This is a genomic window from Pseudoalteromonas sp. 1181_04, assembly GCF_052850545.1.
In genome coordinates, this window is record NZ_VXCS01000041.1 from 1 (window position 1) to 25,241 (window position 25,241).

Genomic DNA, 25,241 nt, shown 5'->3' on the forward strand with positions numbered 1-25,241 from the left:
CTTTAATTCAGTTGCAGCTCAGTTGATACCTGCTACCTTCATGCATTCTAAGGGAGCGTTGAATTTTGATTAAAGCACTTTTAATTAGCTTATCACTGGCTATTTTAGCTGGCTGTAGTAGCTCGCAGACAAACTATTCTGCAACAAGCACAGGTATTCGTGAGCAGGGAAATGCTAGCTTTTATGCCGATAAATACCATGGTCGGCTGACCGCTAGTGGTGAAAAGTTTGACCAACAAGCCATGACTGCGGCGCACAAACAGCTCCCTTTTAACAGCAAAGTTAAAGTCACAAACACAGCAAATAACCGTTCAGTGGTCGTTAGAGTGAATGATCGCGGTCCTTTTATTCGCGGCCGTATCATCGATTTAACAAAGCATGCGTTTGAGCAACTCGCAGAGCCAAGCTCGGGCGTTATTAACGTAACCGTTGAAGTAATTGATTAAAAGCGTGTGATCAAGTTCACGTACTCAGGTTGCTCTGCTAATAGTTGCTGATGCGTTGCAATCGCTTTTATTTGCCCTTGCTCTAACCAAATTACGTTATCCATATTGGCAAGTAAGGCAGGGTCGTGAGTTATGCTGATCACAGTACAGTGCCCCATGCTGGTTAATATCGCATCCATAACTTGATGCTTCGATTGATTGTCGAGGCCTTCGGTTGGCTCATCAAGCACTAAAATAGCCGGTGCTCTGAGTAAGGCTTGCGCTAACGCTAAACGCCGCGATTGCCCACGCGACAAACTTCTGCCACCTGTGCCTAAGCGGGTGTCTAATCCTAGTTTTAACTCGCTAAGCCAATCACCTAACTGTGCTTGTTGACAGGCTGTGCGCATTTGTTGTTTAGTTGCTGAGGGCGCCGCATAGCGTAAGTTTTCAGCAATGGTGCCATCAAAAATATGATGTTGTTGTGCGACTATGTTAATCAGTTCGCAGCGATTTTGTTGACTGATCGTGTTAATTGCTATGGTTTTGTCTGCTGAGTTCAGGTTTATTTCACCATTTTGCTGTGGCCATAAACCACTGAGTAAATTAACCAGCGTACTTTTCCCACTGCCGCTTTGCCCCACAATCGCGACTTTTTGCAGTGGCTCAATCGCAAAACTTAAGTTGTTAAGCGCAAAAGTATCACTGTGGTAACAATAACTAAGATCTTTAAATTCAAGCCCTAAAGGTTGCACTGATAACGACTCCTGAACGCTTGTAGTTTCAGGGCGCAGTTTATCTTCTAAATCAAAAATACGCTTTGCAGCGCTTAGCGCTACGGGCAATTGAATAAACGCATTTGGTAGCGTTAGCACCGTTTCAAAACTAGCAAGCACAAATAAACTAAGCATTGCCAGTTCAACATTGGCCATAGCTCCGCTGTAAACTAGCGGTGCAATTATCACAATGGCACCGAGCATACTCAGTTGTACTATTAATAGTGATATGCCATTACTATGTGCTTCGGCGCTATGGCGAACAAATAGTTGCCGATTATAGCGTTCACTGGCTGCCCGACATTGCTCAATTTGTTGCTCGGTGGCTTGATAGATAGCCAACTCTCGTAAGCCACTTAGGGTATCTGATAATTCAGCACGTAAAGTCGCCGAATAGTGAGTTTCGAGGTCGGCAGTTTGCTGAAGTTGTTTACTCAGTATGATCGGCAGGGCAACGCCTACTATTAAGAGTGCAGTAAAGCATAGTAACGCTACATTACTGTTGTAGGCTGCCATAATTGCAACCACAATTGGCACGCTGATTAGCGCAACAATCATCGGTAATAATACGTTTAAGTAAAATTTATCGAGCGCTTCAACGTCATTTTGCATGCGGTTAAATAGATCGGCGCTGCGGCTCATGGCTAAATCAACATTGCTTAGCTGGCTTAGCGTGTTAAAAACACTGACACGAATTTCACTTAATAATAAAAAGGTGGCGTTGTGGGTTACCAATCGCTCGCCGTAACGAGAGGCGGTTCTTACGATTGCCAAAAATCTAATTGTGCCGGCTGGTGTGAAGTAATTCATTTGCGTGCCAGCCAAGCCAGCTGCAGCCATGGCGGCTAAAAACCAACCAGAAATAGCCAATAAGCCAACGTTTGCCAGTCCTGTTAAGGTTGCTAAAAATGCCCCTAACAGCATTGCACCTAGGTGCGGTCTACACAGTTTTAATAAACGTAAAAAATTAGTCATGCTGTTTACTCCTTGCATGCACTAAATCAAACAGCGCGCCTTGGTTATCGATGAGGGTTTTAAAGCTACCTTGCTCAATAACAGCACCATCTTTCATTACAATAACTTGTTTAGCTTGTGCAATGGTATTTAAGCGATGGGCTATCACCACAACGAGATGTTGCTGTGCATAATGATTGATAGCCGCTTGCACCTGTTGCTCAGTTTGGCTATCGAGGTGTGCGGTTGGCTCATCAAGGATCAAAATTGGCGCTTGTTTTAAAAATGCCCGAGCTAAAGCGATCCGCTGCTTTTGCCCGCCTGAGAGTCCTTCGCCTTGTTCACCAATTTGAGTGTCAAAGCCCTCTGGTAATTGATTGATAAACTCAAGTGCACCAGCTTGCTCTGCTGCAGTTTCTAGCTGCGTGAGTGTGGCATCCGGTTTGGCCAATAGTAAGTTAGCTTTGATACTGTTAAACAATAAAGTAGGTTGTTGTGGGATCCAGGCAATATGTTGCTGCCATTGCTTAATGTGTGATGCGGCTAATTGTTGTTGATTTACCGTAACAGCACCGATCACCTGAGGATGAAACCCTAATAAACAATCGAGTAAGGTGCTTTTACCAGCACCACTTTGACCAACGATGGCATACAGGCCTGTGCCTGCAAATGTTAGGTTTATATTGTTAACGCCTTCATTACTTTGTGGGTAATGAAAATTTAAATTATCAATATTGAGTTGTTCGATACTTGGTAAGTTTAAGCTATTTTGAGTATTTGGTTGTATGTTCTCAAGATCCTTAGCAGGGAGTGGCTCATTCAATATTTTTAGCATATCAGCGGCGGCACTAATCCCTTCTAATCGGGCATGGTAATGGCTGCCGAGTTGGCGCAGCGGTAAATAAAACTCCGGAGCAAGTAACAGTACAACAAAGCCGGTCGAAAAATCTAAGGTACCAAAAAACAACCGAAAACCGATTATCACCGCTACTAACGCGACACTAATGGTCGCTAAAAATTCGAGTGCGAAAGATGATAAAAATGCGATTTTTAATACGTTTAAAGTCGCATGGCGAAAGTCATCGGAAATTTTGGCAATTTGCTTTAGTTCGCGCGTAGTCGCATTAAATAACTTTAGTTGGGTTAAGCCTTGTAAGCGGTCAAAAAAGTAATTACCTAACACAGCTAGTTGTTGCCAACGTTGTTGATTCAGTTGTTCTGCTTTGTGGCCAACCAAAATCATAAAAAACGGAATTAGAGGGGCGGTGAATAAAAAAATCAACCCAGCTTTCCAATCGGTAGGAAAAATCACCATCAGGATAGCCAAAGGAATAAGCGCACTGTAAGCCACGCTCGGTAAATAATTAGCATAATAATCGTGCAGTGCTTCAACACCATTATGTAGGGTGTTTAAAGTCGCGCCATGACCTTGTTGTTCAATATAACTTGGCCCAAGTAAGGTGAGTTTCTCGAGTAAAGTATGGCGCATAGCAGTTTTAATTTTAAGTGCGGCTTGGGCACTTATGCGCTGCGAAAATCCAAGCAATATTCCGCGCCCTAAAATCAATGCTGCTAATGGCCAAAGTAAAGGGGTAATAGTGGCTAAATTGGCGTGTTCAAACATCACTAAATGAATTGATCGTGCCACTAAATAAGCACTGGCAATCATCAATAATGCGTTAAATGTTCCTAGCGCAATACTGATTTTTAAAAGACTGCCAGCGTGATTGGAATGCGTTTTTAAAAACGCGCGCAGCGTAGTTTGCTGCGCGCGATTTGGTCGGGGGTTAGTCGTCATTTTGGCGATTAAGCCTATCGTGTAATTCTTGTTCGTCGTCAGCGATACTGTCTTTGTTCTGGCCAAATTCGTACCACATAACGTTGATCACACCTAACGTACAGGCTAATAAAACACCGAGTATCCAAGCAAAATACCACATAGATCAAATCTCCTTAGTAACTGCCATGGCTGTTATTTTCAATTTCTTCTACGGTTACTTTGCGCCACATTTTCACATAACACCATGTGGTGTAAAGTAAAATAAGTGGCACAAAAATACTTACTGCAATAAACATTACATTCAATGTTCTATGGCTAGAAACCGCATCCCATATTGTTAAACTAATATCAGGGTGATTACTTGATGGCATAATAAATGGGAATAAAGACATTCCAGCCGTCATGATCACACCGCCAAGCATTAAGCTTGTTGCTATTAATGCCAGCCCCGGTCTATTAATTTTTGAACATATCCACGCTAATGCAGCCATTAAAAAAGCGACCGCAGGGAACAGCATAGTTAAAGGCATTTGTTGATAATTGTTTAACCAAGCACCTGCAGAGGTGGTTACTGTTTTATCTAGTGGGTTTGCAAAGCCTTGCGTATCACCCATCGAGATTATTTGGTAACCATCAAGATTAGCAATCCAAATACCTGCAACAGCAAATAACACGATGAATGCTAACAGTGCATAACGACCATATTGCGCTGAGCGACGAGCAACATCACTGTCTGTACGCAGCTGTAACCACATACCGCCATGGGCAAGTAACATAGTTACGCTGATCAAGCCGGCTAATAAGGCAAATGGATTTAATAATGCAAAGAAAGATCCTTGGTAGCTGGTTCTAAGGTATTCATCAATACTAAATGGCACACCTAAAAACAGATTGCCAAAGGCCACGCCAAATACCAGAGCAGGAATGGCACTGCCAGCAAATAAGCCCCAATCCCAATTGTTACGCCAGCGTGGAGAGTCAATTTTGCTGCGATAGTCAAAACCCAAAGGTCTAAAAAATAAGGCAAACAATACCAACATCATAGCAAAGTAAAAGCCCGAAAATGCAGCCGCATAAACCATCGGCCACGCTGCAAATAAGGCACCACCTGCGGTGATAAACCATACTTGGTTACCATCCCAGTGTGGACCTACCGTATTGATCACCACACGGCGTTCACTGTCGGTTTTACCAACTAACTTGATAAGCATAGCCACGCCCATGTCCATACCATCGGTGATTGCAAAACCAATTAACAATACGCCGATGATAACCCACCAAAGTAACTTTAACGTTTCATAATCGAAAATCATGATTTTGCTCCTTGCTCGTCAGTTATTTGGTCGCCATTAGTATGGTCATCTAAATGTTCAAAGTGATATTTACCAGTGTGCAATGAACTTGGTCCTATTTTTACAAATCGCAGCATCAGCCAGCCCTCGACAATAGCAAGGCCGGTGTAGAATACGATAAAGCCGGTTAAGCTTATTAAAATATCATTGACAGTCAGTGACGAGGTCGCTAAAAAGGTCGGCAGTATTTCAGAGATTGCCCACGGCTGACGGCCATACTCTGCAACTATCCAGCCAAACTCGATTGCTATCCAAGGTAGAGGAATACTCCACACCGCAGCCCACAATAACCAACGTTTCTGTTCAATCACACGATGTGCATTGTAATAAAAAGACAATACAAATACGCCCAGCATAATCACACCACAGCCAACCATGATCCTAAATGACCAAAACATCGGGCCTACTTGAGGGAACGAATCTTTAACGGCTTGCTGAATTTGTGCTTCAGTTGCATCCACTACATTTGGTGTATAACGCTTTAACAATAAGCCGTAACCTAAGTCGTCTTTTAACGCGTCAAACTTAGCAATGTTTTCAGCAGATTCATCACCATCGCGCAGTTTTTCAAGGTATTTATAAGCGATCATACCGTTACGAATACGCACTTCGTGTTGTTTTTCTAAATCATTAATGCCGATGACTTGCTCATCTAGCGAGCGGGTCGCTATTAAGCCTAGTGCATACGGGATTTTAACGGCAGCATGGGTCACTTGTTTATCGGAATCAGGGATCCCAACTAACGTAAACGCAGCGGGTGCTTCCTCGGTGTGCCATTCAGCTTCAATGGTTGCCAGTTTTACTTTTTGTACTTCACCGACTTCATAGCCTGATTCATCGCCAAGTAAAATAACACACAATACTGAGGCTAAACCAAAGCCGCTGGCGACTGAAAAAGAGCGTTTTGCAAAAGCGAGATCACGGCCCTTAAGGATATACCAACTACTGATCCCCAATACGAACATGGATGCGGCAACATAGCCCGCAGACACAGTATGAATAAACTTAACTTGTGCGACAGGGTTAAACACAAGCTCGGCAAAACTCGTCATTTCCATGCGCATAGTTTGATAGTTAAATTCAGCACCGACAGGGTTTTGCATCCAACCATTAGCGACTAATATCCACAGCGCAGACATATTAGTACCAATAGCCATTAAAAAGGTTGCACCTAAATGCTGGCGTTTACTGAGCCGCTCCCAGCCTAAAAAGAACATACCCACAAAGGTCGATTCTAAAAAGAATGCCATTAACCCTTCTATAGCAAGGGGAGCGCCAAATACATCACCCACATAATGAGAGTAATAAGACCAGTTAGTACCAAATTCAAACTCCATGGTAAGGCCTGTGGCTACACCAATGGCGAAGTTAATGCCAAATAGTTTACCCCAAAACTTGGTCATATCACGGTAGATTTCTCGGCCGGTCATTACATAAACCGACTCCATGATCACTAAAATCCAGGTCATACCTAGAGTCAGTGGTACAAATAAAAAGTGAAACAGGGCGGTGACAGCAAACTGTAATCGCGATAGATCCACAAAGGTTTCATCTATCATTTTTTATAGCTCCTTGTATGTGCGGGCGAGTCACAAAACAAATAAAGTAAGCAAAAGTTAGTTAATGAAGTTTCAGTAATTATTGAAACCTCATGCATTATTCTCTTTTGGTTAATTATTGTCAATCACAACATGGATAAATATTACCCCATTATGATTAATGCGACGCTTTTTAATCAGCTTTAGTTAGTGAAACACAGAGCTTAACTATTTACCAATATATGTTTGAAAAACAGGCAAATAGTTCTGGTTGTATCAGTAAAGGTACGTTGCTGAAGGTTTCTCTAATTTATTCAGGGTGTGTCATTTAATCGCGCAGTAAAACAAGCTAGACTACTGCCTATGACCGTCTTGTTGACTTGTGAATAAAAAACAGCCATGAATAAAGATAAACAGCCACTACGTATAGCGATTGTAGTTGGAGAGCTCTCTGGTGATATTTTAGGTGAAGGCCTAATTAAAGCATTGAAACAGCGCTACCCTGATGCCATTTTTGAAGGTATTGCAGGGCCGAAAATGCAGGCGCAAGGCTGTAGTAGCTTATTTGATATGGAAGAGTTAGCTGTAATGGGCTTAGTGGAAGTGCTAGGCCGATTACCGCGGTTATTAAAAATTCGCAAGCAACTAGTCCAACACTTTATTGATAACCCGCCAGACGTTTATATAGGTATTGATGCACCTGACTTTAATTTACGGGTTGAAAAGCCGTTAAAAGATGCTGGTATTAAAACGATTCAATATGTAAGTCCATCAGTGTGGGCATGGCGAGAAAAACGTATTCACAAAATCAGCGCTGCAACCAATATGGTGCTGGCTTTATTACCGTTTGAAAAAGCATTTTACGATAAACATAATGTGCCATGTACTTTTGTTGGCCATACACTGGCTGATGATATTGCCCTTGAGCATGACGACAGCGCAGCGCGTCAACAATTGGGTTTAAGCCTTGATGATAAAGTACTGGCATTATTGCCAGGTAGTCGAGGCTCAGAAGTAGGGTTGCTTAGTGAAACTTACCTTAAAACAGCGGCCGGGCTACAAGCTAAAAATCCTGATTTAAAAATAGTGGTGCCATTAGTAAATGAGCAACGCAAAGCACAATTTAGTGCTATTTTGGCAGCTACAGCGCCACAACTAAATATTCAGTTGTTGGATGGGCAATCGAACCTTGCAATGCAAGCGGCAGATGTGATTTTAATTGCATCAGGTACCGCGACCCTGGAAGGGATGCTTTATAAAAAACCTATGGTGGTTGGCTATAAAATAAAAGCCCTAAGTTATTGGATTTTTAAAAGTTTATTCACTTTTAATATTAAATACTTTTCGTTACCAAACTTATTAGCTGACGAAGAGCTAGTGCCTGAATTTATGCAGCATGATTGCAGCGTTGAAAACCTAACGAACGCCCTTGAACCAATGCTAAATAGTGATAATCGCGAGTTAAAAGCGCGTTTTTTAGCCATTCACCAGCAAATACGCTTAAATGCTAGTGAGCAAGCAGCCACTGCTGTTGCGGAGATTATAGATGCAAATTGAACGACCTAACCTCAGCTTTATCGCTGGCGTTGACGAAGTCGGCCGTGGGCCATTAGTTGGCGATGTAGTGACCGCTGCGGTGATCCTCGATCCAGCTAAACCGATAGCTGGTCTTGCGGATTCAAAAAAGTTAACCGATAAAAAACGCCAAGCACTGGCAATTGAGATCAAAGAAAAAGCGCTGTGTTGGTCCATTGGCCGATGTAGCCCCACAGAAATCGACGAGTTAAATATTCTCCATGCCACTATGCTGGCAATGACTCGTGCGGTTGAAGGCTTAAGTACCACCCCTGAGTTTGTATTTGTCGATGGCAATCGCCTACCTGCGCTCAGTATGCCGGCACAAGCCGTAATAAAAGGCGACAGTCTAGTGGCAGAGATCTCAGCAGCATCCATTATTGCTAAAGTTGCCCGTGATGATGAAATGATTGAGCTTGATAAACGCTATCCAGAATATGGTTTTGCAGGTCATAAAGGCTACCCAACCAAGGCACATTTTGCTGCTCTTGAGCAGTACGGCGCCATTAGTGAACATCGTAAAAGCTTTAAACCAGTACAACGTGTACTGGCGATGCAGGAGAAGTAATGGCAGCTCCAGATTTTGTGCATTTACGGGTACATTCAGACTTTTCAATGGTCGATGGTTTAGCGAAAACTAAACCGATTGTCGCCAAAGCGCAGGAATTACAATTACCGGCATTGGCCATTACCGACCAAATGAACTTATGTGGTCTAGTGCGCTTTTATGACACCGCTCATAATGCGGGCATTAAACCAATTGTTGGTGCTGATTTTTGGTTACACAGCCCAGAGTTTCCAGAAGGGCCTTGTCGGTTAGTTATTTTAGCTAAAGATAATGTCGGTTATAAAAATCTTACCCTTTTAATCTCTAAAGCGTATCAACGTGGGCATTTATTTCATCGCCCTGTTATTGAACGAGATTGGTTAGTTGAGCACAAAGAAGGGCTTATTTTACTCTCTGGTGCCAAAGATGGCGATTTAGGTAAAGCGCTATTAAAAGGCAACCCAGCGACAGTTGAGTCGGTGGTTAGTTTTTATAAACAGCATTTTAGTGATAACTACTATATTGAGTTGATACGTACTAAGCGTACACAAGAAGAAGACTATTTACACTTAGCGGTTGAGCTTGCAACCGTTGAGCAATTGCCAGTGGTGGCTACCAACGAAGTGGTATTTTTGAAGCCTGAAAACTTCGAGGCCCACGAAATACGTGTAGCAATATTTGACGGCTATACGCTTGATGATAAACGCCGACCAAAGCGCTTCTCTGAAGAGCAGTACTTAAAAACCCCAGCACAAATGGCTGAGCTGTTTAGTGATATCCCAGAAGCGCTGCAAAACAGTGTGGAAATCGCCAAACGCTGTAATGTGACGGTGCAGCTTGGTACGTATTTCTTACCAGATTATCCAACCGGCTCATTAAAAATTGAAGACTTCTTGGTGAAAGTATCCCGAGACGGTCTTGAAGAGCGCCTACAGTTTTTATTCCCTGATGCAGCTGACCGAGCAGAAAAACGTGTTGAATACGACGAGCGTTTGCAAATCGAGCTCGATGTAATTAACCAAATGGGTTTCCCTGGTTACTTCTTGATCGTAATGGAGTTCATCCAGTGGAGTAAAGATAACAATATTCCAGTTGGTCCAGGACGTGGTTCAGGTGCGGGTTCGTTAGTGGCGTACGCGCTGAAAATTACCGATCTTGATCCGCTTGAATTTGATTTACTTTTCGAGCGCTTCTTGAACCCTGAACGTGTATCAATGCCGGATTTCGACGTCGATTTCTGTATGGATAGACGCGATGAAGTAATCGATCACGTATCGGCTCTGTATGGACGAGATGCGGTATCACAGATCATTACTTTTGGTACTATGGCAGCAAAAGCGGTAATACGTGATGTTGGCCGAGTACTTGGCCACCCGTACGGATTTGTTGACCGTATATCAAAACTGATCCCAGGCGATCCCGGCATGACGTTGGCAAAAGCGTTTGATGTTGAGCCACGCCTGCAAGAAGCTTACGATGGCGATACAGAAGTAAAAGACTTAATCGATATGTGTCGCATCCTTGAAGGCTGTACACGTAACGCTGGTAAACATGCCGGTGGTGTGGTTATTTCACCGACTACAATTACTGATTTTGCCGCCCTGTATTGTGACGATGAAGGTAAGTTTCCGGTTACTCAGTTTGACAAAAATGACGTAGAGACCGCCGGATTAGTAAAGTTTGACTTCTTAGGTCTACGAACCCTGACCATTTTGCAATGGGCAGTTGATATGACTAATGAGCGCTTAACCCGAGAGGGCAAAGAGTCAATAGATATCAACACCATTCCACTGAATGATAAAAAGAGTATAGAGCTGCTATTAAGAGCAGAAACTACCGCGGTATTCCAACTTGAATCCCGGGGTATGAAAGACTTAGTAAGGCGCTTAAAGCCCGATTGCTTTGAAGATATGATCGCCTTGGTAGCCTTGTTTCGTCCCGGGCCATTACAGTCAGGCATGGTAGATAACTTCATCGACCGAAAACTTGGTCGCGAAGAAATTTCTTATCCAGATGCACAATATCAACACGAAAGCTTAAAGCCTATTTTGGAGCCGACTTACGGCATTATCTTGTATCAAGAACAAGTAATGCAAATTGCTCAGGTACTGGCAGGTTACACCTTAGGTGGCGCCGATATGTTACGTCGTGCAATGGGTAAGAAAAAGCCAGAAGAGATGGCAAAACAGCGTTCAACATTTGAAGATGGTGCGCGAAATAACGGCATTGACGGCGAACTGGCGATTAAGATCTTCGACTTGGTAGAGAAGTTCGCAGGCTACGGTTTCAATAAATCACACTCCGCAGCCTATGCGTTAGTATCGTACCAAACGCTGTGGATGAAAACCCATTATCCTGCTGAATTTATGGCGGCGGTGATGTCGGCTGATATGGATAACACTGAAAAAATCGTCACCTTGGTTGATGAATGTGAGAACATGAAGCTCACTTTATTACCGCCTGATGTAAATGCTGGTGCCTATAAGTTTACAGTAAACCTCAAGGGTGAAATTGTTTATGGTATTGGTGCTATCAAAGGCGTGGGTGAAGCGCCTGTAGATGCAATTTTAGAAGCGCGAAGTAACGGTGGGCCATTTAAAGACCTATTCGATTTTTGTGCGCGGGTAGATTTAAAACGTATCAATAAACGCGTAACCGAAAAACTTATTTACGCCGGTGCGCTTGATCAACTCGGTCCCGAGAAAACGCAACCAGCGCGTGCTACGTTATTGGCAAGCTTAAAAGACGCGATGAAAGCGGCTGATCAGCATCATAAAGCAGAGTCGTTAGGGCAAACTGATTTATTTGGTTTATTAGCGACAGAGCCGGATGAAGTCGAGCAAGCATTTATAAAAGCCACGCCACTGACTGATAACCAATGGCTTGATGGGGAAAAAGAAACCTTAGGCTTATATTTAACCGGGCACCCAATAAATCAGTATCGTAAAGAGCTGAAATATTACACCAGTGGTAAATTAGTGGATTTACAGCCAACTAATCGTGATGTGCAATCAACCGCTGCAGGCCTTGTTATAGCTGCACGTACACTAGTAAATAAAAAGGGAAATCGTTGGGGGCTTGTAACTTTAGATGACAAGAGTGCCCGTATTGATGTACGCTTATTCCCAGAACAGTTTGAAATGTACCAAGATATGCTGCAAATCAACAATATCTTGGTAATATCTGGACAGGTCAGCTTTGATAACTTCTCCGGTGGTATTACAATGACCGCCAGAGACATATGCACCATCGCGCAAGCGCGCGAAAAACGTATTAAAGCGATTAAAATGACGCTAAATATGGTGCAAATCGAAGCCAACTTCTTCGATAAATTACAAAAAGTACTCGAACCTTATAAGTTTGGTACTTGTCCGATTAAGGTTTACTATCAGCGTCCAGATGCGTTGGCACAGTTAACCCTCGGGACAGAATGGTGTGTTACGCCTAGTGATGACTTAATTCATAAGTTATCGTTAATGGCGGCGCAAGATGTAGAACTAGAATTTAACTAATTAGGTAGTTTAGAGCATGAGCCTCAATTATCTTGATTTTGAGCTTCCAATCGCAGAGTTAGAAGCAAAAATTGAAGAGTTACAAAATATAAGCCGCGCTGGCGATTTAGACCTTGAGTTAGAAGAGGAAGTCAGTCGATTAAAAGAGAAAAGCGCTAAAATGAAAGAGGAAATATTCTCTAAATTAGGTGCTTGGCAGGTTTCTCAGTTAGCCCGTCATCCGTTGCGTCCTTATACTCGAGATTATATCGAGCGTATTTTCACGGAATTTGACGAGTTTGCTGGCGATCGTACTTTTGCGAATGATCCGGCAATTTTAGGCGGTGTTGCACGCTTTGAAGGTCAACCAGTGATGGTTATTGGCCAACAAAAAGGCCGTGACACAGCTGAAAAAATTAAACGTAACTTTGGTATGCCAAAGCCTGAAGGTTACCGTAAAGCATTACGCTTAATGGAAATGGCAGAGCGTTTTAAAATGCCAATTATGACCTTTATCGACACCCCAGGTGCATACCCAGGTGTTGGCGCTGAAGAGCGAGGCCAATCTGAAGCAATCGCACGTAACCTTAAAGTGATGGCAGCATTAAAAGTGCCAACAATTTGTACGGTTATTGGTGAAGGTGGCTCAGGTGGTGCTCTAGCCATTGGTGTAGGTGATCGCGTTAACATGTTGCAGTACAGTACTTACTCGGTGATTTCACCAGAAGGTTGTGCATCAATTTTGTGGAAGAGCGCTGATAAAGCCCCTCTTGCTGCAGAAGCGATGGGTGTAACCGCTGAGCGTGTTAAAGAGCTTGATTTGATCAACAGCTTAGTTGAAGAGCCATTAGGTGGCGCACACCGTAACTACGAAGGTATGGCGCGTAACCTGAAAAATCAACTTAAGCGCGATTTAGCTGATTTACAAGCTCTGTCACTGGATGAGATGCTTGATCAACGCTATAAACGTTTAATGTCGTTTGGTTATTGTTAAGATAAACAAAACAACCAAATTGATGAAAAAAAGCCGCTATTGCGGCTTTTTTGTTTTAGAATGCTTTGGAGCTTGGAGCACTACTAAATTTAAGTTGATGGTTACTCATGCAAACAACATCGTTATACCAACAAGTAAAAAATGCCATTACGCCTTATACCGATGAGCACAAAACCGCATTTACGGTAGCGCTCTCTGGTGGTGTGGATTCGGTGGTATTACTGCATATAATGAATGCGCTAAAAGCTGAAATACCGCAACTGCAATTAAGCGCAGTTTATGTTAATCATGGTTTAAGTCAGTATGGCGACGATTGGCAGCATTTTTGCGAAAAACTATGTGCAATAGTAAAAGTTCCTTTTTACTCGGCTCAGGTAAAAATCACCAATAAATCACGCACGAGTCTAGAAGAGCTCGCCCGCGATGCTCGGTATCAGGCACTTGATCAGCATAGCCCAAGCGGCAGTATTATTTTGCTAGGGCAGCACTTAAATGATCAACTAGAAACGTTTTTACTGAGGCTAAAACGCGGCTCAGGATTACAAGGCTTAGCATCTATGCGGCAAACTCGCACCTTGAGTTCTGGGCGAGAATGTTTACGGCCACTGCTGAACAGCACACGACACAGTATTGAACAATTTGCTACCGAGTTTAAGCTTGAGCATATTACCGATGATTCAAATACAGATGAGCGCTTTGATCGCAACTTTATTCGTCAGCAAATAGTACCTCTATTAAGTGAACGATTTACCGGCTTTGAGAAAAGCGCAGCACGCAGTGTTAAGCTTCTTCAACAGCAGCAAGATGTACTTGATGAATACACTCAGTTAGATTTAAGCCAATGCCAAAACATCCAGCAAGGGTTAAGTTGTTTACAGCTAGCAAATTTTAGCGCTGCGCGCCAAGCAAATGTTTTGCGTTGTTGGCTTGGGCAGTTTACGACGCTTATGCCATCACAACAACAAACTCAGCAAATACTTACACAAGGTTTAACAGCAAAAGCTGATGCGCAGCTACTTATTCAGTTAACCGAAGGGCAAGTTCGCCGGCATCAAAACTTTTTATATTTTGTACGTGAAACAACCGTTCCTGACAGCCAATCACTAACTGCTCAAAACCAGTTACTTTCAGATGGTCGTACCCTCATACAATTATCAGGTATAGGAGTTAGAAAGCCATTGCCTGATGAACACGTTTCTGTTCAGTTTAATTGCCCACAGGCGCGTATTAAACCGCTTAAAAAACCGGGCCACAACAGCATTAAACATTGGTTTAAAGATGCCAAAGTAGCGCCATGGTTACGTGCTAATGTGCCACTAATTTTTTATAATGAGCAATTAGTTTATGTCGTCGGGCATTTTATAAGTGCAGAACACGCCGATGAAAAAGGTATATTTTGGGAGATAAAAATATGACAACGTCACAGCCACACGTTGGTTTATCACTAGTCAATAAAGCGCCGTTAGGGCTTATAGCTACAGCCGTTGTAGCGGGCATTGCCACGGTAATGTTTGAGCTGGCGCTATTAACGTTAGCGTATTCGGTTGCAGGTGGTTTGGTGTGTGCGATTATTTTAATTGCGTACTGGTTAGGTAAAGGCGGACTATTTTTTATTGTTGGGGTGAGTATTCCATTATTAATGGTCATTGTTGTACCACTGACCAGCATGGCTGCTTTGTTATACCTAATTAGTGGTTTCTTTTTTGGTTTTTGCTTAGCACTATTAGGCTATAAGTTATTGGTCAAGTCAAAAAGTTAGTATAAGTATCAAAGTAAGGCCTAGCGGGGGAACTAGGCTTACCTTTAATTAATACGCTTTAGCGCAGTTACGCCCTGATGCTTTGGCCTTGTATAAACCTTTATCGGCGCGGGCAAAAATCTCATTCTCACAATCTTTGCTGTTTGCCAAGGTAAATCCAATGCTGGTGGTGACTTCATATTGTTTCATTAAACTTGACTGCGCCACTAACTGCATCACTCGCTGAGCAATCACTTTATTTGTGGTAAATTCAGGATCATCAATTAATACCGCAAACTCATCGCCACCAAAGCGAAATACAGAATCTGTGCCGCGAATACTACTGCATAAAACGTTGGCAAACTCTTGTAATACGTCATCGCCAATTTTATGACCGTAGCTATCATTAACTTGTTTAAAGTTATCTAAATCTAACAACATTAAACTAAATGGACGATGATGGCGGCGAAAGCGCTCTAATTTTTGCGTCAAAATAGCATCAAACTGACTACGATTATTAAGCCCTGTTAAGGTGTCTTTAGTCGCTAGTTTTAGTACGCGGCTATACATTAATGCATTGCGTAATGGGTAAACCAATGCGCAGTGTAAGCCAACTAACTTTTGTTCAATATTGCCCGAAAGCGGATATTGGCAAAAATAGATAAGCTGCCCTAAATGTTCATTATTTATGTCTAAATTAAATGAATACGGCGGTTTGCTGTTATCACTATTAGCAATTTGTGCCACCCCAAGAGACGACTGAAACTGCAAGCCTGAAAAATTAATAAGTTGCTTTGCGTGTTCAGCATAAATCGTTAGTAGCTCTTCTATGTTCAACGTTGTTTGCAGTTTCTCGAGCAAACTATGGATAGCTGCGGGCTCATTATTACGGTAATGCTCTGCCGAAAACGGCAGAAACTCGCCACGTGCTGAGATGCGCTGCGTCAAAATATGGACATTTTCCATGGTTTTCTCCCCCTAGGAGTTTGTTATTACTTTCCTAAGCGATTTTTGTGCCACTATTCCAAACTGGCTGAAAAACAGATAGTTGCTATAGTTAACTCTTAAGCAGCTAAAATTTTGACGGTATGGCAACAATATAAATAGGAGGTTTATTTGCAAAGTGTATTGGCTCAAATATTTGGCTTATTACTGGCTGCGGTGGTGCTGGTATGGTTATTTAAGCGCATTGGCTTACCGCCGATCCTCGCCTACCTTGCTACTGGCTTATTAGCGGGTAGTCATGGTATTGGCTGGATGGCGCAAAGTCATGAAATACATTTTGTGGCTGAGCTTGGTATTGTATTTTTATTGTTTAGTTTAGGGCTGGAGTTTTCTGTTGGCCGGTTAATGGCAATGCGCAATATTGTATTTGGCTTGGGCACGTTGCAAGTAATAGTTACAAGTATTGTGTTTATGCTGATTTTATTGCTGATGGATTTGTCTGTGCTGAGTAGTTTTACTATCGCGACATTAATGGCGCTGTCATCAACAGCGGTGGTGGTTAAATTACTTAAAGAAACCGGCGAACTTAAACAGCGGCGAGGGCAGCTCGCTATCGGAATGTTATTATTTCAAGATATTGCGGTGGTGCCGTTACTGATTACTTTACCCTTATTAGCCCAAAGTAGTGGTACTGAGGGCATTGCCTGGGCGCTGACTTTCGCTTTAACTAAAGGCGCGTTTGTATGTTTGTTGTTATGGATGATAGGCAAGTGGGTATTGCCAAAAGTCTTTAGCGAAGTTGCATTAATGCGCACCGATGAATTGTTTGTTTTGACTACTTTAGTGGTTGCCTTATTTGCCGCAGGCTTAACGTATTTATTTGGCTTATCGATGGCGCTGGGCGCATTTTTAGCAGGAATGATGCTCGGCGAAAGCCAGTACCGACATCAGTTAGAAGCCGATATTCGACCATTTCGCGATATTTTAATGGGCCTATTTTTTGTCACTGTCGGCATGCAGCTCGATATTTTATACGTGTTTGGCGTATGGTATTGGATAGTGGCTGCATTAGCGCTAATGCTAGTATTAAAAATTGGTGTTATTACTTTTTTAGCGCAACTGATGGGCGAGCGAAAACAAGATGCAATTGCAGCAGGCATCATGCTGTGGCAAATGGGCGAGTTTGGTTTTGTATTAATTGCGCTTGCTACTAAACACCAATTATTAGCTTTAGATCACGCCTCATTTTTAATCGCTATTGCAGTCATGTCGATGGGCTTAACACCTTATTTAATAGAATCGACGCCTTGGTTATTAAAACAACTTGGGGTATTAAAAAATCCCAACGGTGAGTGGCAGCAACAGCCTAACAGTAGCACTTTGTATCAAAACCATGTAGTTATCTGTGGGTTCTCTCGGGTGGGGCAAACTATTGCGCGGTTTTTAAAGCCAGAAGCAATAGAGTACGTTGCTGTTGAAAGTAACCCAATACTAGTTCAAGAGGCCAAAGCAGCTGGAGAGCCCGTTATTTTTGGTCATGTAAAACAAAAAGATATTTTAAAATCAGCAGGAGTCGAACGAGCTCGACTAGTGATCATTACTTTCACCGATTTTGAACATGCGCAAATCGTGATCGATGCGATAAAGCAAATAGCTCCTGACGTGAAAATACTGGTACGCATGCGCGATGATAGTCATCTCGAAGCACTCAAAGAGCTTGGCGTGACTGAGGTGGTGCCCGAAACGCTGGAAGCGAGCTTAATGTTAGTGTCGCACGTGTTATCTATGTCGGGCGTACCAATGTCGCGTATTGTTAGGCGGGTTAGCAAAGAGCGGCGTAACCGTTACCAATTTTTACATGGTTTTTTTGCCGGAGATCAATTTGATAGTGAAGAAAATAACGCCGAGCGGCTTGAGTATTTACACGTTATGGCACTGCCAGAAAACGCCTTTGCGGTTGCTAAAAATATTAATGAATTAAATCTCGAAAAACGTAAAGTATCAGTGCGAGCATTACGGCGCAAAGACCGTGAAATTGATAGTCCATCGCTGCACACTATTTTACTCGCCGGAGATATTCTTGTACTACAAGGTAAACCTCGACGAGTAGAGCGGGTAGAGTGCTATTTACTCGATGGTACGGATTAGTGAATAGTTCGCTGTTAATCGAGCTCTAAAAATTCGCGTATCTGCGGCAGTTTCTCTAAACCATCTTTATAACCAATTTCAATCAAATGCTGGGTATAGCGTTTTTCAAACAATAAGTAACTGGTTAAACTCGATTGAGAACGTTTTTTAACCCCGATCATTCGCAGTAATATTTTAATGGCTAAAGGCATATCACTGTAATAGTTTGCGGCAATGGCATTAAAGTTTTCTGATGGATTGATCACAAAACTTTGTATTTGCTTTAATTCTTGGTGTTTATCACGCCCAGGTAACAAACCTAAAGTTCGGTTAATTCGTTCAAGGCGCTCAAGATCTGACTGTAAGGTGTCGGTAAACACACTGTCGAGCAAATGGCCCGCAATTGAGGATAACCCTGGGAAGTGAGGGAGATAACCCGGCGGATGAGCTTCTTTGGGCTGATCAACACCAATAATAAATATTTTTTCAGCGCCTAAATGGACACATGGACTCAGTGGCGACAATTGGTGAATAGAGCCATCACCAAAGTAGTGGTTGTATACATTTACGCTCGGAAACACCATAGGAATTGCACTGGACGCCATTAAATGTTCAACGTTAATACGGGTCGCTTGGCCTTCGCGTTTAGCGCGCCGCCAAGGTGATTGTGTATTAGATTGAAAAAACGCCACAGAATCACCCGTGGTATAGCTTGATGCGGTGATTGACAGCGCATCTAAATAATTACGGTGTAAATTACGCTCAATGCGAGTTAAATCTAAAATTTCATTAAGTAAATTACGTAAAGGCTGATTATTCAACAAGCTCGCTGGTGGATGATTAATATGTTCAGATTGAAAACTGGTCAGCATGTTACGCATTAAATGGCCAAACACGCTGATAAAATCACTTTTATATACCATTGACGTAGAAAAGTTTTTCCAAACAGATTCCAGTTTACGTACCGCCAAATGGGTGCATGAAGCATAGCTTGCTAGCGCGGCTGAATTGATCGCTCCGGCAGATGTACCATTAATAATAGTAAATGGTAGCGGGGCGGTACGCGGCATACTTTGCGCGAGCGCTTTAAGAACCCCAACTTGGTAAGCGGCACGTGCACCACCACCGGTCAGTAACAGAGCAACTTTAGGTTTGTTTTTATCGATTTGCTTGATTTTCATAGTTGAGTTTCGTCGTTGCAATTAAGCGGTTAAGCGTCTTTACTTTATTTATTAACTGTAAGTCTTTAAGCTAGAAGAATCAAAGGATACCTTAGCTACGTTAATAATTATTAGTGTAGGCTATGAATTAAATCCATTTAGGGTACTCTTACTGTTATCGCATTTTAATATTTATGGAGTTCGTATGTCAGATCAACCATCAGCGTCAGATGTTCAAAAACGTCCACCGAATAATAACCTTTTATTTGCAGGCATCATTTTAATTATTATCATTATTGCTGCAGCGTTTGTGTTATTAAACTCAAGTGATGAGTCACAATCAGCAACCGAAGTTGAGCAACACGTAGCAGAGCGCCCCATGATGGAGCTAAAACCAGAGAACGATCCGGTTGTTAATGCCCCATCTGTTAATCCTGAAAAGCCTGCTGATTTAGCCGTGCCAACGCCACGCCCAGTAGAGCCTGAGCCGCAAGTAGAGCCACTACCTACTCTTGATGAAAGCGATCCTGTCGTTGTTGCTAAGTTAGACGAATACCTAAGTGATGCCGCTATGAGTTTGGTTATAAACGACGATGTTATTCGCCGTGGTGTGGTATTTATAGATAATCTTGCCAAAGGTAAAATTGCGCAAAAACACACTCCCGTTATTAAGTTAGAAGAAGGCTTTAGTGTGGTAGAGGGTGATATTCTTACCATTGATCCAAACAGCTATGAGCGTTATACCCCTTATGTAAAAATCTTTACTAGCATGAGCGCAGCGCAAATCGTACGTTTATATGATGAGTACAAACCACTGATCAATGATGCATATACAGAAATAGGCTATCAAGGTGATGCATTTAATCAAACACTTGAAGAAGCGATAGACCTATTATTGGATACCCCAGAGCCAAAAGGGGATATGCCACTGTTACGTGATTCAGTCACTTATCAATATGCTTACTCAGAATGGGAACGCCTACCAGCGGCACAAAAACAACTGCTACGCATGGGCCCTGAAAATATGAAAAAAATAAAAGCTGTACTACGTAACGTAAAAAAAGAGTTAGATAATCAATAATCTTACTTAAATCGTTTAAAAAATAGTGCGGTTGTATGTTTAATATGCAATCGCACTTTCTTTTTGTGTTTCCCCTTGAATAACACAGCAAAAGTAGAGATAATCCCTCCCGCGCCAACCAAGGCCCTCAATGGTAGTCTTATTGGTCCTCTCGCAACACTAGCAGGCGAACCTGGTCAGGCCCGGAAGGGAGCAGCCACAGTTTGTGACGTGTGTGCCGAGATGTGGCTGGTAAGACTGCCACCCAAATTCCTCATTTGGTTGTTGTTTGAAGTATAAGTTGACATATTTGTACTAAAAGATGGCATAAATTGGAAGTATAAAGGTGGCATAGTCTAGTATTTAACCAAATGGTTAGATGGTTGACTCACATGTACAGAAGAAAACTCAAACACTCCCGTGTAAAAAACCTCCATAAATTTGCTAGTCAAAAAAATAAATCTACCTGTTTAGTTGAATCCTCTTTAGAGTTTGATGCCTGTTTCCATTTTGAATTTTCACCATCAATAGCCGCATTTGAGGCACAACCACTAGGTTACGAATATGAGTTCGATAACCGTATTTGCCGTTACACACCTGACTTTTTACTTACCCACACAGACGGCACGCAAAAATTTATAGAAGTAAAACCGCAAAGCAAAATTGCTGACGAAGACTTTCGTGCACGTTTTATTGAAAAGCAAACCATAGCTAAGCAAGATGGACGCGACTTAATACTGGTTACTGATAAACAAATCCGTGTATACCCAACACTCAATAACTTAAAGCTTTTACATCGCTATTCTGGTTTTCAGTCTTTAACAGAGCTGCAAGCATCGGTGTTAGAACTTGTTAAGCAATACGGCTCTATTAAAGTGGGCCAGTTAGTTAACTTTTTAAAAGTAACTGCCGGTGAGCTACTTGCTACTGTGCTACGCTTATTATCACTAGGGCAGTTATTTGCCGACTTAACTACAAATGAAATATCAATAGAAACAGCAATTTGGTCTAACAATGTTTAATGACGGTTTGTTTGATGATGAGTTTAACCAGCCATTACCAAAAGTAGAAACCAAACTACCTCAAAATTACGCCAAAGACTTACAAGCCCTTCCTGAAAAAATTAAAAATACAACATTTGCTAAGCTTAAATATATTCAATGGCTTGAGGCTAATATTCAAGGCGGTTGGACACAAAAAAATCTTGAGCCTTTATTGAAAGTAATGCCCGAAGTTGAGGGAGAAAAAAAGCCTAGCTGGAGAACAGCTGCACGATGGTATAGCGCTTATACAAATGCGGATAAAAATATCATGGCGCTAATACCAAGCCACCAAAAAAAAGGTAATAGAGCGCGCGATACAGCAACGGATAAGTTTTTTGAAAAAGCACTTGAGCGTTACTTAGTAAAAGAAAAGCCATCAGTGGCTTCGGCTTACAAGTTCTATAAAGACTTAATTATTATTGAAAACGACAGTGTTGTTGGCAGTGATTTAAAGCCTTTAACATACAAAGCGTTTAAAAACAGAATAGATAACTTACCGCAATACGAAGTAATGATTGCTCGTTATGGTAAGCGCCTTGCTGATATTGCTTTTAATAAAGTAGAAGGGCATACGCGGCCTACCCGAGTACTCGAAAAAGTTGAAATTGACCATACACCCCTTGATCTTATTTTATTAGATGATGAGTTGAATATCCCACTTGGACGGCCAACACTCACCATGTTAGTCGATGTGTATAGCCATTGTATTGCGGGCTATTACTTTAGCTTCAGTGAACCTAGCTACGATGCAGTAAGACGAGCAATGCTAAATGCGATGAAACCTAAAAGTGAAGTGGCAAAGCTATACCCTGATACGGTAAATGAGTGGAAGTGTGCTGGTAAAATTGAAACACTCGTTGTTGATAATGGCGCTGAATTTTGGAGCAACAGCCTTGAACTAGCTTTTGAAGAAATAGGCATTAATACTCAATATAACCCTGTCGCAAAGCCTTGGTTAAAACCCTTTGTAGAACGTATGTTCGGCACAATTAACACTGAATTATTAGACCCTGTTCCTGGTAAAACTTTTTCTAACATTTTACAAAAGCATGAATACAATCCCAAAAAAGATGCAATCATGCGCTTTACTACCTTTATGCAGTTATTTCATAAATGGGTAGTAGACGTTTATCATCAAGATGCCGATAGCCGATTTAAGTACATACCAAGCCAACAATGGGATCAAGGCTTTAATACGTTACCACCAACAGTGCTGAGTAATGATGATCTTCAACAACTGGATGTTGTGCTCAGTATTTCAAATCATCGGGTGCTTCGTAAAGGTGGGATACGGCTAGAAAACTTAAGCTACGACAGTACTGAGCTGGCCAATTATAGAAAGCAATTCAGCCATAAGGTATCTCAAGACGTTTTAATTAAATTAAATCCCGATGATATTTCTTATATATACGTTTACCTCGATAAGCTAGAGCATTACATAAAAGTGCCATGCATAGATCCAAACGGTTACACTCAAAATTTAAGTTTGAATCAGCATAAAATAAATATACGTATTCATCGCGATTTTATTTCGGGCTCTATCGATAATGTCGGCTTAGCAAAAGCGCGTATGTTTATTCATAATAAAATTCAAAACGAGTTTGAAGAGTTAAAAAATGCGCCAAAACACTCAAAAGTAAAAGGCGGTAAAGCATTAGCTAAGCATCAAAATGTTAGTAGCGACTCGCAGAAATCAATAGCTCAGAGCGAGCCAGTAGAACACAAAAAGGTTACACCTAAAGAGCAACCAACAGATAGCTGGGATGACTTTATTTCAGACTTAGATGGATTTTAATTATGCTGACCGACAAACAAAAAGAAAAGCTTAATGAATTTCGCGATGTATTTATTGAATACCCAATAATAAGCACGGTATTTAATGACTTTGACAGATTAAGACTTGGTAAAGGGCTAACAGGTGAAAAGCCTTGCATGCTGTTAAATGGCGATACAGGCACAGGTAAAACAGCACTAATAAAACAGTATAAAGAACGTCACTTACCGCAATTTATTAATGGAGTGATGAATCACCCTGTATTAGTCAGCCGCATACCTAGCAATCCGACACTAGAATCTACTTTAGCCGAGCTTCTTAAAGACTTAGGGCAAGTAGGTAGTACAGAGCGGAAACTGCGAGTAAATGGTACTCGGTTAACGACATCATTAATAAAGTGCCTAAAAACGTGTGGCACAGAGCTGATAATTATTGATGAGTTTCAAGAGCTAATTGAGCATAACCAAGGTAAAAAACGCCGCGAGATTGCTAACAGATTAAAGTATATTAATGATGAAGCGGGCGTATCGATAGTATTAGTTGGTATGCCGTGGGCAGAAAAAATAGCAGACGAACCTCAATGGTCATCGCGTTTATTGGTAGAGGGCGTTCAAGATTCTGTGTCAGCTTAAAATTTAAAGATCGAGCACGTTATCTAAACGCCCTTTAAAATAAATTGCCAACTGAGATAAACAAAGGCTCCAATTGTGTATGGGCATTGTCCATTTCTCGGTAGCATTTAATATGCCAGCATAAAGCAACTTCAACAAGCTATTTTCATTTGGAAAAGCGCCTTTTGTTTTCGTTAATTTCCTAAACTGACGATGGACTGCTTCCACCGCATTCGTTGTGTATATGACCCTACGTATAGGCTCAGGGTACTTGAAATAGGCTGATAAATTATGCCATTTATTACGCCATGAGTTGATCACTAGCGGATAAGCGTCCCCCCATTTAGCCTCCAGCTCATCAAGTGCTATCTCTGCTGCTTCTTTTGTTGATGCGCGATAAACGGGCTTTAAGTCGGCCATAAATGCTTTTTGATTCTTTGACGCGACATACTTCATTGAATTTCGTATTTGATGAACAATACATAATTGAACTTCTGTCTCGGGAAATATAGCTGCAATGGCTTCTGGAAAGCCTGTTAGCCCATCAACGCATGCAATTAGTATGTCTTTAACGCCTCGATTATTTAAGTCGGTAAGTACCGACAACCAGTAATTAGCGCCTTCATTTTCGGATAAATGCAAGCCAAGTATTTCTTTTTTGCCATGAATATCTAGCCCTAATAACGTATAAACGGCTTTACTAATATAACGGCCATCTTCTTTGACTTTGTAATGAATAGCATCAAGCCACACAATCGGGTAGTGACTATCGAGAGGGCGCTGTTGCCATGCTTTAAGCTCTGGAAATAAGTTTATCGGTCACAGCACTGATGGTGCCAGTGGCGACGTTCATGCCGTACATATCTTCAATGTGCTTATTAATATCACGATAGCTCATCCCCATACTGAACATGGAGAGTATTTTTGAGTCTATTTCGTCACTCAATGTCGTTTGGTTCTTCTTGATGAGCTGAGGCTCAAAGCTACCACTGCGGTCTCTAGGCGTCTCTAGCTCAAAATTGCCAGCAGGTGACTTAATCGTCTTCGTGCTAAAGCCATTTTTACGGTTAGGCGCCTGCTCATTAGCGAGGTGATGTTCAAGCTCAGCCTGGAGCGCTGACTCGGTTAATTGTTTGATAAGTGATGTAAGTACACCATCTTTACCGTTTAGCTTTTTACCTGATTGAAGCGCTTTAACGGCATCTTCGAAGTTGAATTGATTTGTCATGTGTCATTCATGTTTTTTATCAGTTTAATCAAATGACACAGATTTTTGAACACTCCCGTGTCAACATCAGTAACGTTGAAGCGATTGGATTATTAATCATCCAGACTGAAAGGGGAGTAGCTA

Annotated in this window: 19 protein-coding genes, 1 other RNA gene and 1 pseudogene; 13 read left to right on the forward strand and 8 right to left on the reverse strand. The window is 41.9% G+C overall.

The window, feature by feature from the left end; translation table 11 throughout:
- Positions 1–62 precede the first annotated feature (62 nt).
- A complete protein-coding gene (locus FW757_RS21930; RefSeq protein ID WP_310736578.1) occupies positions 63–446 on the forward strand; it encodes a septal ring lytic transglycosylase RlpA family protein in 384 nt (127 codons plus the stop codon).
- Here FW757_RS21930 and cydC read toward each other — a convergent pair.
- The 5 genes from cydC to FW757_RS21955 are packed head-to-tail and all read right to left on the reverse strand — an operon-like array spanning position 443 to position 6,846.
- Positions 443–2,176: a thiol reductant ABC exporter subunit CydC gene (gene cydC, locus FW757_RS21935; RefSeq protein WP_446441712.1), complete on the reverse strand. Its 1,734-nt coding sequence runs from the start codon at positions 2,174–2,176 to the stop codon at positions 443–445. The genes FW757_RS21930 and cydC overlap by 4 nt on opposite strands.
- Positions 2,169–3,953, reverse strand: coding sequence for a thiol reductant ABC exporter subunit CydD (gene cydD / locus FW757_RS21940; RefSeq protein WP_182767942.1), 1,785 nt, complete (start codon positions 3,951–3,953; stop codon positions 2,169–2,171). The genes cydC and cydD overlap by 8 nt, the downstream gene beginning before the upstream one ends.
- A complete protein-coding gene (cydX, locus tag FW757_RS21945; RefSeq protein ID WP_064667585.1) occupies positions 3,943–4,095 on the reverse strand; it encodes a cytochrome bd-I oxidase subunit CydX in 153 nt (50 codons plus the stop codon). Before cydX ends, cydD begins: the two co-directional genes overlap by 11 nt.
- A 13-nt stretch (positions 4,096–4,108) precedes the next feature.
- Positions 4,109–5,248, reverse strand: a complete 1,140-nt coding sequence (cydB, locus tag FW757_RS21950) for a cytochrome d ubiquinol oxidase subunit II (protein WP_145240499.1) — start codon at positions 5,246–5,248, stop codon at positions 4,109–4,111.
- On the reverse strand, positions 5,245–6,846 hold the full coding sequence (locus FW757_RS21955; protein WP_182761957.1) for a cytochrome ubiquinol oxidase subunit I: 1,602 nt from the start codon (positions 6,844–6,846) through the stop codon (positions 5,245–5,247). Before FW757_RS21955 ends, cydB begins: the two co-directional genes overlap by 4 nt.
- A 378-nt stretch (positions 6,847–7,224) precedes the next feature.
- Here FW757_RS21955 and lpxB point away from each other — a divergent pair, with 378 nt between their 5' ends.
- The 6 genes from lpxB (at position 7,225) to FW757_RS21985 (ending at position 15,191) form a co-directional block, all read left to right on the forward strand.
- Positions 7,225–8,382, forward strand: a complete 1,158-nt coding sequence (gene lpxB, locus FW757_RS21960; protein ID WP_145240502.1) for a lipid-A-disaccharide synthase — start codon at positions 7,225–7,227, stop codon at positions 8,380–8,382.
- Entirely contained in the window at positions 8,372–8,968 is a 597-nt protein-coding gene (gene rnhB, locus FW757_RS21965) for a ribonuclease HII (protein ID WP_145240504.1), read from the forward strand. Before lpxB ends, rnhB begins: the two co-directional genes overlap by 11 nt.
- Positions 8,968–12,459 carry a DNA polymerase III subunit alpha gene (gene dnaE, locus FW757_RS21970; protein WP_182718677.1) on the forward strand — a complete coding sequence of 1,164 codons (3,492 nt, stop codon included), beginning with the start codon at positions 8,968–8,970 and terminating at the stop codon, positions 12,457–12,459. The genes rnhB and dnaE overlap by 1 nt, the downstream gene beginning before the upstream one ends.
- Before the next feature lie 16 nt (positions 12,460–12,475).
- Entirely contained in the window at positions 12,476–13,432 is a 957-nt protein-coding gene (accA, locus tag FW757_RS21975) for an acetyl-CoA carboxylase carboxyl transferase subunit alpha (RefSeq protein ID WP_145240508.1), read from the forward strand.
- 107 nt (positions 13,433–13,539) lie between these two features.
- On the forward strand, positions 13,540–14,847 hold the full coding sequence (gene tilS / locus FW757_RS21980; RefSeq protein WP_446441713.1) for a tRNA lysidine(34) synthetase TilS: 1,308 nt from the start codon (positions 13,540–13,542) through the stop codon (positions 14,845–14,847).
- On the forward strand, positions 14,844–15,191 hold the full coding sequence (locus FW757_RS21985) for a hypothetical protein (RefSeq protein WP_182740514.1): 348 nt from the start codon (positions 14,844–14,846) through the stop codon (positions 15,189–15,191). The genes tilS and FW757_RS21985 overlap by 4 nt, the downstream gene beginning before the upstream one ends.
- Positions 15,192–15,239: 48 nt before the next feature.
- Here the strand turns inward: FW757_RS21985 and FW757_RS21990 are convergent, their stop codons facing one another.
- Positions 15,240–16,136 carry a diguanylate cyclase gene (locus tag FW757_RS21990; RefSeq protein WP_149982978.1) on the reverse strand — a complete coding sequence of 299 codons (897 nt, stop codon included), beginning with the start codon at positions 16,134–16,136 and terminating at the stop codon, positions 15,240–15,242.
- A 150-nt stretch (positions 16,137–16,286) separates the two neighbouring features.
- Here FW757_RS21990 and FW757_RS21995 point away from each other — a divergent pair, with 150 nt between their 5' ends.
- Positions 16,287–18,263: a cation:proton antiporter domain-containing protein gene (locus FW757_RS21995; RefSeq protein ID WP_182761949.1), complete on the forward strand. Its 1,977-nt coding sequence runs from the start codon at positions 16,287–16,289 to the stop codon at positions 18,261–18,263.
- A 14-nt stretch (positions 18,264–18,277) separates the two neighbouring features.
- Here FW757_RS21995 and FW757_RS22000 read toward each other — a convergent pair whose 3' ends face one another.
- A complete protein-coding gene (locus FW757_RS22000) occupies positions 18,278–19,423 on the reverse strand; it encodes a patatin-like phospholipase family protein (RefSeq protein WP_182761947.1) in 1,146 nt (381 codons plus the stop codon).
- Positions 19,424–19,607: 184 nt separating this feature from the next.
- Between FW757_RS22000 and FW757_RS22005 the strand changes: the two genes are divergently transcribed.
- From FW757_RS22005 to FW757_RS22025, 5 genes are all read left to right on the forward strand, one after another.
- A complete protein-coding gene (locus FW757_RS22005; protein ID WP_182761945.1) occupies positions 19,608–20,483 on the forward strand; it encodes a DUF3014 domain-containing protein in 876 nt (291 codons plus the stop codon).
- Positions 20,484–20,623: 140 nt separating this feature from the next.
- Positions 20,624–20,720, forward strand: an RNA gene (ffs, locus tag FW757_RS22010) — signal recognition particle sRNA small type.
- 134 nt (positions 20,721–20,854) lie between these two features.
- Positions 20,855–21,484 carry a TnsA endonuclease N-terminal domain-containing protein gene (locus FW757_RS22015; protein WP_036981971.1) on the forward strand — a complete coding sequence of 210 codons (630 nt, stop codon included), beginning with the start codon at positions 20,855–20,857 and terminating at the stop codon, positions 21,482–21,484.
- The gene (locus FW757_RS22020) at positions 21,477–23,300 is read left to right on the forward strand and encodes a Mu transposase C-terminal domain-containing protein (RefSeq protein ID WP_446441714.1); all 1,824 of its coding nucleotides are present in this window, start codon (positions 21,477–21,479) and stop codon (positions 23,298–23,300) included. The genes FW757_RS22015 and FW757_RS22020 overlap by 8 nt, the downstream gene beginning before the upstream one ends.
- 2 nt (positions 23,301–23,302) lie before the next feature.
- Positions 23,303–23,911 (forward strand): TniB family NTP-binding protein, encoded by a 609-nt coding sequence (locus FW757_RS22025; RefSeq protein WP_259399272.1) that lies wholly within the window; start codon positions 23,303–23,305, stop codon positions 23,909–23,911.
- Positions 23,912–23,914: 3 nt separating this feature from the next.
- Here the strand turns inward: FW757_RS22025 and FW757_RS22030 are convergent.
- Positions 23,915–25,118: pseudogene (locus FW757_RS22030) on the reverse strand (IS256 family transposase).
- Positions 25,119–25,241 lie beyond the last annotated feature (123 nt).

Coding starts and splice junctions, on each gene's coding strand:
- lpxB (WP_145240502.1), top strand. CDS start 7,225: ATGAATAAAGATAAACAGCCACTACGTATAGCGATTGTAGTTGGAGAG.
- accA (WP_145240508.1), top strand. CDS start 12,476: ATGAGCCTCAATTATCTTGATTTTGAGCTTCCAATCGCAGAGTTAGAA.
- cydC (WP_446441712.1), bottom strand. CDS start 2,176: ATGACTAATTTTTTACGTTTATTAAAACTGTGTAGACCGCACCTAGGT.
- FW757_RS22015 (WP_036981971.1), top strand. CDS start 20,855: ATGTACAGAAGAAAACTCAAACACTCCCGTGTAAAAAACCTCCATAAA.
- cydD (WP_182767942.1), bottom strand. CDS start 3,953: ATGACGACTAACCCCCGACCAAATCGCGCGCAGCAAACTACGCTGCGC.
- cydB (WP_145240499.1), bottom strand. CDS start 5,248: ATGATTTTCGATTATGAAACGTTAAAGTTACTTTGGTGGGTTATCATC.
- dnaE (WP_182718677.1), top strand. CDS start 8,968: ATGGCAGCTCCAGATTTTGTGCATTTACGGGTACATTCAGACTTTTCA.
- rnhB (WP_145240504.1), top strand. CDS start 8,372: ATGCAAATTGAACGACCTAACCTCAGCTTTATCGCTGGCGTTGACGAA.
- FW757_RS21955 (WP_182761957.1), bottom strand. CDS start 6,846: ATGATAGATGAAACCTTTGTGGATCTATCGCGATTACAGTTTGCTGTC.
- cydX (WP_064667585.1), bottom strand. CDS start 4,095: ATGTGGTATTTTGCTTGGATACTCGGTGTTTTATTAGCCTGTACGTTA.
- FW757_RS22005 (WP_182761945.1), top strand. CDS start 19,608: ATGTCAGATCAACCATCAGCGTCAGATGTTCAAAAACGTCCACCGAAT.
- FW757_RS22025 (WP_259399272.1), top strand. CDS start 23,303: ATGCTGACCGACAAACAAAAAGAAAAGCTTAATGAATTTCGCGATGTA.
- FW757_RS21990 (WP_149982978.1), bottom strand. CDS start 16,136: ATGGAAAATGTCCATATTTTGACGCAGCGCATCTCAGCACGTGGCGAG.
- FW757_RS22020 (WP_446441714.1), top strand. CDS start 21,477: ATGTTTAATGACGGTTTGTTTGATGATGAGTTTAACCAGCCATTACCA.
- FW757_RS21985 (WP_182740514.1), top strand. CDS start 14,844: ATGACAACGTCACAGCCACACGTTGGTTTATCACTAGTCAATAAAGCG.
- FW757_RS22000 (WP_182761947.1), bottom strand. CDS start 19,423: ATGAAAATCAAGCAAATCGATAAAAACAAACCTAAAGTTGCTCTGTTA.
- tilS (WP_446441713.1), top strand. CDS start 13,540: ATGCAAACAACATCGTTATACCAACAAGTAAAAAATGCCATTACGCCT.